The sequence below is a fragment of the Mycobacterium sp. E3339 genome (genome assembly GCF_001666915.1).
In the GTDB taxonomy this organism is placed as follows: Bacteria; Actinomycetota; Actinomycetes; order Mycobacteriales; family Mycobacteriaceae; genus Mycobacterium.
Window position 1 is genome coordinate 1 of sequence record NZ_LZIZ01000024.1, and the last position, 10,486, is coordinate 10,486.

The following is a 10,486-nucleotide window of genomic DNA, read 5'->3' on the forward strand; positions in this document are numbered from 1 at the left end:
CTCGCGCTCAACGAGATTCACCGCGCCACCGGCCACGACCAACTGTTCGACACCCTGTTCGTCTACGAGAACTACCCCGTCGACCCCGCCACAATGCTCGATGTCGACGGGTTGACCGTTGCCGGGTTCACCGGTCACGAATCGAACCACTACCCGTTGACCATGCAGGCCACGCCGGGTACCGAGCTCGGCTTCCGCATCGAGTACGACACGGACGTGTTCGACGCGGAAACCATTGCTACGCTGGCCAATCGGCTGCAGCGCATCATGTCGGCGATGGCCGCCGACCCTCAGCTCCGATTGTCGGCGATCGACGTGCTCGGCGCCGACGAGCGCACCCGCCTCGATGCGATGGGCAACCGGACGGCCCTGGGCGAGCCGGGGCCGACGCCGCTGTCGATCCCGGAACTGTTCGCCGGCCACACGGCCCGCTCCCCGCAGGCGATCGCCATCAGCGACGCGGGCCGGTCCCTGACGTATCGGGAGGTCGACGAGGCCTCGGATCAGCTGGCCCGGCTGATATCCGGCTGCGGTGCCGGGCCCGGCGGGTGTGTGGCGCTGTTGCTGGAACGCTCCGCGGAAGCAGTCATCGCGATGATCGCGGTATTGAAGGCGGGTGCGGCGTACCTCGCGATCGACCCGGCCCTGCCCGACGAGCGAATCGCATTCATGCTGACTGACGCCGCGCCGGCGGTCGCGGTCACCACCACCGCGCTGCGGCCACGGTTGGCGGGACGGGCATTGGCCGTCATCGACATCACCGACGACCGTACGACGGCTCAACGCGGGCCCGAGCCGACGACCCCCTCGCCGGACGATGTCGCCTACCTCATCTACACCTCGGGCACCACGGGAGTGCCGAAAGGTGTTGCGATCACACACCGCAACCTCGCCCATTTGGTGGAGTCGGCGTCGGCGCATCTGCCCGCGGACCAGGTGTGGACCCAGTGCCACTCGTACGCGTTCGACTTTTCGGTCTGGGAAATCTGGGCCGCGCTGCTCGGCGGCGGGCGCCTCGTCGTGGTGCCCGAGGAGGTGGTCACCTCACCCAAAGACTTCCACGCCCTGCTCGTCGCCCAACGCGTCAACGTACTCACCCAGACACCGTCGGCCGCCGCGGCGCTTCCCCAGCACGGCTTGGAGTCGGTGGCACTTCTGCTCGGCGGCGAGGCCTGCCCCGGTGAGTTGGTGGACCGGTGGGCACCCGGGCGCGTGCTGATCAACGCCTACGGTCCCACCGAGGTCACGGTCTACGCGACGCTAAGCGCCCCTTTGACAACGGGTTTGGGGACCGTACCGATCGGCGCCCCGGTGTCGACCGCGGGGTTGTTCGTAATGGACGACTGGCTGCGCCCCATCCCGCCCGGAGTGGTCGGCGAGCTCTATGTGGCCGGTCGCGGCGTCGGGGTGGGGTATTGGCGCCGGGCCTCGTTGACGGCCTCACGCTTCGTAGCCAGCCCGTTCGGGCCGCCAGGAACCCGGATGTATCGCACCGGTGACCTGGTCCGCTGGCGGCCCGACGGCCAACTCGACTACCTCGGCCGGGCCGACGAACAGGTCAAGATCCGCGGCTACCGCATCGAACTCAGTGAGATCCAGGCCGCCCTGACCGCACTCGACGGCGTTGAACACGCCGCCGTCGTCACCCGCGAAGACCGCCCCGGCGACAAGCGCCTCGTCGGCTACGTCGTCGAAAGTGCCACCGGCGCGGTCGATCCCGCCGCGGCGCGGTCGGCTCTCACCGATCGGCTGCCCGGACACATGGTGCCCGTGGCGATCGTGGTGCTGCGGGCGCTGCCCCTGACCGTCAACGGCAAACTCGACACCCGCGCCCTGCCCCCACCCGACTACACCAGCGCCGAGGACTACCGCGCGCCCACCACCGCCGTCGAAGACCTGCTCGCCACCGTCTACGCCCAGACCCTCGGCCTCGACCGCGTCGGCATCGACGACTCCTTCTTCGACCTCGGCGGCGATTCGCTGTCCGCGATGCGCCTGATCCCTGCGATCAACACCGCGCTGGGCACGGACCTCGTTGTGCACCAGCTTTTCGACGCGCCCACCATCGCGCAGTTGGCGCCCCGCCTCAACGCGGAGTCGAGCCCACGCAGCCCGTTGGTCGCATGCGAGCGGCCCGCCGCGATCCCGCTCTCGTTCGCCCAGAACCGGCTCTGGATTCTCGACCAGTTGCAAGGCCCCTCAGGCGTTTACCACATGACGGTCGCGCTGAGGCTTCGCGGCGCCCTTGATCCCGATTCGCTGGCGGCCGCCCTGGCCGACGTGGTGGCCCGGCATGAAAGCCTGCGCACGGCGTATCCCGCCCCCGATGGACTGCCCCAGCAACTCGTCGTCCCCCCCGACCGCGCTGATATCGGTTGGGAGGTCATCGACGCCACCGCGTGGCCGCCCGCCAGACTCGATGAGGCCGTCGACGAAGCGGCGCATCACCCGTTCGACCTAGAGACCGAAATTCCGCTGCGGGCAAAGCTGTTTCGTGCCAGTGACGACGAGCACGTGCTGGTCGGTGTCGTCCACCACATCGCCTTCGACGGCTGGTCGCTGGCGCCGTTCGTCCGCGATCTCAACGTGGCCTACCGGGCGCGCCAGCACGGGCTGGCCCCGGATTGGCCGCCACTGCCCGTGCAATACGTGGATTACACGTTGTGGCAACGGTCGACGTTCGGCGCGCTGGACGACCCCCACAGCCGGATCGCCGCGCAACTGAAATATTGGGAAGAAGCCCTGGCCGGCATGCCCGAGCGCCTGGAGCTACCCACCGACCGACCGTATCCCTCGGTGGCTGACCACTGCGGCGCCAGTGTGACCGTGGACTGGCCGGCCGATCTGCAGCGGCGCATACGCGAGGTGGCCCGCGGATACAACGCGACGAGTTTCATGGTCGTTCAGGCCGCTTTGGCGGTCTTACTGTCGCGGCTCGGCGCGACTTCCGATGTCGCGGTGGCCTTCCCGGTCGCCGGCCGCGGCGACCCGGGGCTCGATGAGCTCGTGGGCTTCTTCGTCAACACCTTGGTCCTGCGGGTGGACGTGGCCGGAGATCCGACCGTTGCCGACTTGCTGGCCCAGGTGCGTCGACGCAGTCTGCTCGCCTTCGAGCACCAAGACGTGCCGTTCGAGGTGCTCGTCGAGCGGCTCAACCCCACCCGGTCGCTCAGCCACCACCCGCTCGCCCAAGTGGCGTTGGCGTGGCAGAACCTGCCGGGCCACGCGAGTGACCCGGTCGCCGGGTTGGCGCTGGGCGATCTGCAGGTCACCCAGGTGCCGATCGACACCCACACCGCCCGCATGGATTTGACGTTTTCGCTGGCCGAGCGTTGGACCGAGGACGGTGCGCCCGACGGGATTCGGGGCACGGTGGAGTTCCGCACCGACGTGTTCGACTCGGGCACAATCGCCCGGCTCGTCGAGCGGTTCGAGCGGGTGCTGGTGGCGATGACCACCGAGCCGCAACTGCGGTTGTCGTCGATCGATCTGTTGGACGCGCGCGAGCGCGACCGCCTTGACGGGGCGTGCAACCGGGCGGTGTTGGACCGGCCCGCGCCGCCGCCGGTGTCGATCCCGACCTTGTTCGCGACCCATGTCTGCCGCGACCCCCACGCGGTGGCGATCAGCGGCGGGACGCGCACCTGGACCTACGAGGAGCTGGACGCGGCCTCAAACCGGTTGGCGCACTTGCTCACCGGACATGGCGCCGCTCCCGGCGAATGCGTCGCGCTGCTGTTTTCCCGTTCCCCCGAGGCCATCATCGCAATCCTCGCGGTGCTCAAGACCGGGGCGGCCTATCTGCCGATCGATCCGGCGCTGCCCGCGGCCCGGCTGGAATTCATGCTCGCCGACGCCGCGCCACTCGCCGCGATAACCACCGCCGGGCTGCGTTCGCGGTTCGACGGGCACGACCTTGCAACCATCGTCTTCAGCGAGGACGCAATCGGCTCGCACCCCGACACACCGCTTGCCGCGCCCGGCCCCGACAACCTCGCATACCTCATCTACACGTCGGGGACCACCGGGGTTCCGAAATGCGTTGCCATCAGCCACCACAACGTCACTCAACTACTGGGGTCGCTGGATGGCGGTCTGCCGAGCACGGGTGTCTGGCCGCAATGTCACTCCCTGGCCTTCGACGTCTCGGTGTGGGAGATCTTCGGTCCGCTGCTACGCGGCGGCCGGGTAGTCGTGGTGACCGAGGACGTGACGACGTCGCCGGCGGACTTCGAGGACCTGCTGGCCGCCGGACAAGCCGACGTGCTGACGCAAACCCCGTCCGCCGTCGAACTGTTGTCGCCGGACCGGCTGGAATCGGCGGCGTTGGTGGTGGTGGGTGAGGCGTGCCCAGCCGAAGTGGTCGACCGATGGGCGCCCGGGCGGTTGATGATCAACGCCTACGGCCCGACCGAGACGACGATGTGCGTCGCGATCAGCGCGCCGCTGACGGCCGGGTCGGGCACGGTGCCCATCGGCGCACCGGTTCCGGGGGCGGCGCTGTTCGTCCTCGACCAGTCGTTGCGCCAGGTGCCGCCGGGCGTCGTCGGTGAACTGTATGTCGCCGGCCACGGCGTCGGCGTCGGGTATCTGCGGCGGGCGGGGCTGACGGCGTCGCGTTTCGTGGCCTGCCCGTTCGGTGGCCGAGGGGCGCGCATGTATCGCACCGGTGATCTGGTCCGCTGGCGGCCCGACGGGCAACTGCACTATCTCGGACGCGTCGACGAACAGGTGAAAATTCGTGGGCACCGCATCGAGCTCGGTGAAATCCACGCCGCGCTAACCGAACTCGAGGGCATCGAGCGCGCCGCGGTCATCGCCCGCGAAGACCACCCCGGTGACAAGCGACTGGTCGCCTATGTCACCGGCACCGCTGATCCAACCGACGTGCGCGCCGCGCTCACCGAACGGTTGCCCGGTTACATGGTGCCCGCCGCGGTCATGGTCCTCGATGCGCTGCCCACCACCATCAACGGGAAGCTCGACACCCGCGCCCTGCCCGCTCCCGACTACCAGGCGGGCGACCATTACCGAGCCCCGACCGACGCCATCGAGGAAATCCTGACCGGCATCTACGCCCAGGTCCTGCGCCTAGACCGCGTCGGCGTGGACGATTCTTTCTTCGACCTTGGCGGAGACAGCATCTCGTCCATGCAAGTGGTCGCCCGCGCCCGAGCAGCCGGTGTGATGTGCCGGCCGCGAGACATCTTCGTCGAGCAGACCGTGGCGCGACTCGCGCGCGTCGCCCACATCGGCAGCGGGCCGGGCGATGTGGTCGACGAGGGCATCGGCCCTGTCACGCCAACCCCGATCATGCACTGGCTGCACGAGATCGACGGCCCCATCGACCAGTTCAACCAGACGATGGTGCTACTAGCGCCCCCGGGCGCCACCCAAGCGGACGTGGTCGCGCTCCTGCAAGCCCTGCTCGACCGCCACGCGATGTTGCGGTTGCGCGCTGACGACGGCGCCAGCGGTGAGTGGTCGTTGACGGTGCCCGAGCCGGGCTCGGTCGACGCCGGCACGTGCCTGCTGGCGGTCGACGAGGTGAGCGACGAAGCGGTGGCGAGCGCGCGGTCACGACTAAACCCCGCGGCCGGCGTGATGCTCAGCGCGCTGTGGGTGGCCGGCACCCGACAACTGGTGTTGATGCTCCATCATCTTGCCGTCGACGCCGTGTCCTGGCGAATTCTGTTGGAAGACATCAACATCGCCTGGGCGCAGCGGCGCAGCGGTCGGCCGATCACGCTGCCGGCAGGCGGGACTTCCTTCCAGCGGTGGGCCGCGCTACTGGCCGAGCACGCCCGCCGGCCCGCGGTGGTCGACGAGGCCGAGGCCTGGCGACAGGTCGCGGTCACCCGGGCCCCCCTGCCGGGACCGGTAGCACAGATCGACACCTACGCCAGCGCCGGGCACCTGACGTCATCGCTGGACGCCGACACCACGCGGCTACTGCTCGGTGAGGTTACCGCCGCATTCCATATCGGCATCCAAGAAATCCTGCTGATCGCCTTCGGGTTGGCGTGGAGGGAGTTCTCGGGTCCTGACGGGGACGCATCCATCGCGATCGACGTCGAGGGCCATGGCCGCTACGAAGATCTCACCGCCGATGTCGACCTATCCCGCACCGTGGGCTGGTTCACCACCAAATACCCCATGCCCCTGCCGGTCGACGGGCCGCGCTGGGCGCAACTGCTCACCGGTGACGCCGCAGTCGGCGCGTTCGTCAAGCGCGCCAAGGAGCAACTTCGCGCCGTCCCCGAGGGCCTGACCTACGGTCTGCTGCGCTACCTCAACGCCGACGTCGCGCTCCCCGAGTCCGACCCGCCGATCGGCTTCAACTACTTCGGTCGGCTGGACGGATCCGAGGCGCCCGGAGAACTCTGGCGAATCAGCCAAGACGGCCTGGACATCACCACGTCCGCCACGGCGGTGCCGATGCCGCTCGCCCACAGCCTGGAGCTCAACGCGGGCGCGGTCGACACGGGCGCCGGACCGCGGCTGCACGCCGAATGGACCTGGGCGCGTTCAGCGCTCGATCGCCCGCAAGTCGAGCGGCTCAGTCAGTTGTGGTTCGACGCGCTGACCGGCATCTGCGCCCATGTCCAGCGCGGCGGCGGCGGCATCACCCCATCCGACATCATCCCCGCGCGTCTCACGCAGCCCCAGATCGACGAATTGCAGCGGCAATTCCCGATCGCCGACATCTTGCCGCTCACCCCGCTTCAGCAAGGCTTGCTGTTCCACGCGGCAGCCCAGAACAGCGACGGCGACCTGTACTCGATGCAGCTCGACATCTCGGTATCCGGCCCGCTCGACCCCGATCGCCTGCGCGGCGCAGTGGACGCCGTCGTCCACCGTCACCCCAATCTGGCCGCGCGATTCTGCACCCGCTTCGACGAGCCGGTCCAGCTCATCCCGGCCGAGCCCCAAACACCCTGGCAATACCTCGAACTCGAGGGTGACGTGGACGGGCAGCTGCGGCGCATCTGCAGCGACGAACGCGCGGCGGTGTGCGATCTCAAGGGCTCGCCCGCTTTCCGCGCCGCCCTGATCCGCACGGGGCCGGAAGCCTACCGCGTCGTATTGACCAACCACCACATCGTGCTCGATGGCTGGTCGTTACCCGTTCTGCTGCAGGAGATCTTCGCCAGTTACTACGGCCAGCGGCTACCGGCGGCCGTGTCGTATCGCCGGTTCGTCAATTGGCTGGCCGAGCGTGACCTCGACGCCGCGGAAGCGGCCTGGCGCGAGGTGCTCGCCGGCTTCCACACGCCCACGCTGGTCGGACCGCCGGGCCGGCCGGCGCTGGGTGCCCGGGAAGCCGCCTCGGCCCGGGTCCCGGAGGCCACCACCCTGGCCGTCAACGAGCTGGCGCGGTCCTGCCACACGACGGTCAACACCGTGCTGCAGGGCGCGTGGGCGCAGGTGTTGATGTCGATGACCGGCCGGCGCGACGTCGTCTTCGGCGCCGCCGTCTCCGGACGGCCGACCGATGTGGTCGGCGCCGAAACCATGGTGGGCCTGATGATCAACACCATTCCGGTGCGCGCGACCATCACCCCGGACACCACCGTCGCCGACCTGCTCGGCCAATTGCACACCGCGCACAAGCAAACCATCGACCATGAGCATCTGGCGCTCAAGGAGATTCACCGCATCACGGGTCTCGACCAGCTGTTCGACACGTTGTTCGTGTTCGAGAACTACCCGATCGACGCCACGGCACTGTCCCACAGCAACGGCTTGGCCATCACCGAATTCACCGGCATCGAATCCAGCCACTACCCGCTGACGATGCAGGCCCGGCCCGACCGCGAATTGGTTCTCCGCGTCGAATACGACAGCCAGGTATTCGATGCCGAGAGCATCGAGTCATTGATCGAACGCTTCCAGCGGGTGTTGGTGGCCATGACCACTGATCTAAGGGGATGATTTGACCACCAACCCAACCCGCCGGTTGTTGTCCATCGACTTGCTCAACGAGTCCGAGCACGCGCGCCTGGACGAGTGGAGCAACCGCGCGGTGTTGACCCAGCCCGCGAAGCGGGCGTCGATTCCGGCACTTTTCTCCGAGCAGGTATCGCGGGCCCCGGATGCCGTGGCGGTGACCTTCGAGGGCCGCTCGATGACCTATCGGGAGCTCGACGAGGCCGCTAATCGGCTGGCGCACCTGCTGATTGACCACGGTGCGCGCCCGGGTGTGCGGGTGGCCCTGCTCTTTCCCCGGTGCGCCGAGGCCATTGCGGCGATCTTGGCGGTGCTCAAGACCGGCGCGGCGTACCTGCCGATCGACCCGATGCATCCTCGGGCCCGCATCGAGTTCATGCTCGCCGACGCCACCCCGATCGCCGTCCTGACCACGGCTGAGCTGAGGCCGCGGCTGGACGGCTGCGGTGTGACCGTCATCGATATCGCCGACCATCGAATCGAGGCCCAGCGCATCACCGCGCCGCCGCCCCCCTCACCCGACGACATGGCCCACCTGGTCTACACCTCCGGAACCACCGGTGTGCCGAAAGGCGTTGCCGTCACCCATCACAACGTCACGCAGTTGTTCGATTCGCTCGAGACCGGGATCGCCCTGAGCCCCGACCAGGTGTGGACGCAGTTTCATTCGTACGCGTTCGACTTCTCGGTGTGGGAGATCTGGGCCGCGCTGCTGTTCGGTGGACGACTGGTGGTGGTACCCGAGTCGGTGGCCCGCGCACCGGAAGACTTCCACACCCTGTTGATGGAAGAACAGGTGAGCGTGCTGACCCAGACCCCGTCCGCGGTCAGCGGCCTGTCACCCGACGGACTGGGCCGCGCGGCATTGGTCATCGGCGCCGAAGCATGTCCTCCGGCGCTGGTGGACACCTGGGCGCCCGGGCGCGTCATGGTCAACGTCTACGGCCCGACCGAAACCACGATGTGGGCATCGAAGAGCCTGCCGCTGGCGCCGGGTTCGGGTGCACCGCCCATTGGATCACCGATCGCCGGAGCCGCGTTCTTCGTCCTCGACGAGTTGCTGCGTCCGGTGATGCCCAAGGTGGTCGGCGAGCTGTACATCGCGGGACGCGGTGTGGGCGTGGGTTACTGGCGCCGGGCCGGCCTGACCGCCTCGCGGTTCGTGGCGTGCCCGTTCGGGCCACCCGGGACCCGGATGTATCGCACGGGGGACCTGGTGCGCTGGCGCCCCGACGGACAACTCGACTACCTCGGGCGGGCCGACGATCAAGTGAAGATCCGCGGATATCGCATCGAACTCGGCGAAATCCGCACCGCGCTCAGCGAACTCGACGGCGTCGCGCAGGCCGCGGTGATCGCTCGCGAGGACCGGCCCGGTGACAGACGGCTCGTCGGCTACCTCACCGAGACGACGCCCGGCACGGTGGACCCTGCCGCCGCCCGCGCTGCGCTGGCCCGCCGGCTGCCCGGCTACATGGTCCCCGCGGCCATCGTCGTGTTGCAGGCGCTGCCCCTGACGGTCAACGGCAAGCTCGACACCCGCGCCCTACCGGCGCCGGAGTACACCAATGGTGAGCGATACCGCGCTCCCAGCGATCCGAACCAGGACATCCTCGCCGGCATCTACGCGCAGGTGCTCGGACTCGAGCGGGTCGGCATCGACGACTCCTTCTTCGACCTCGGCGGCGACTCCGTCTCCGCGATGCGCGTGATCGCGGCGATCAACGCCGGCCTGGCCACCGACGTGTCGATGCACACCCTGTTCGACGCGCCAACCATCGCCCAGCTGGCAGCCCACATCGGCGGTGATGGCGAACGCCCGCAGCCCCTGGCGCCCGCCCAGCGGCCCCAGGTCATTCCGTTGTCGTTCGCCCAAAGCCGGCTGTGGTTCCTCGACCAATTGCAAGGCCCCTCATCGGTTTACAACCTGGCTGTGGCTTTGCGGCTGCATGGCGAGCTGGACATCGACGCGCTGCGCGCCGCGGTCGACGATGTCATCGCCCGTCATGAATCCCTGCGCACGGTGTTCCCCGACCTGGACGGCGTGCCGTTCCAGCGCATCTTGCCGGCTCGGCGCGACGAGGCTGTCCTGCAGGTCATCGATGCGGGCAGATGGCCGCCGGCCTTCATCGACGAGGCCATCGATACCACGGCGCACCACGTGTTCGACCTGCAAACCGAGATCCCGTTCCGGGCCACGCTGTTCCGCATCGCCGACAACGACCACGTGCTCGTAGGCGCGGTGCATCACATCGCCGCGGACGGGTGGTCGATCGCTCCGCTGGTCGGCGATCTGAATGTGGCATATGCCAGCCGGTGTGCCCGATGCGCCCCCGATTGGGCTGATTTGCCGGTGCAGTACGCGGATTACACGTTGTGGCAGCGAGCCCAACTCGGTGACCTCGCGGACGGCGGTAGCCCCATCGCCGCGCAGTTGGCGTACTGGGAGGATGCGCTGGCCGGGATTCCCGAACGTGTGGAGTTGCCGACGGATCGGCCGTATCCGGCGGTGGCCGATCAGTGCGGGGACACGGTG

1 pseudogene is annotated in these 10,486 nt (G+C 68.5%); it reads left to right on the forward strand.

Features of this window, described 5'->3' with window-relative positions:
• Positions 1 to 10,486 (forward strand): annotated as a pseudogene (locus A5702_RS01735) (amino acid adenylation domain-containing protein); the annotation flags it as partial.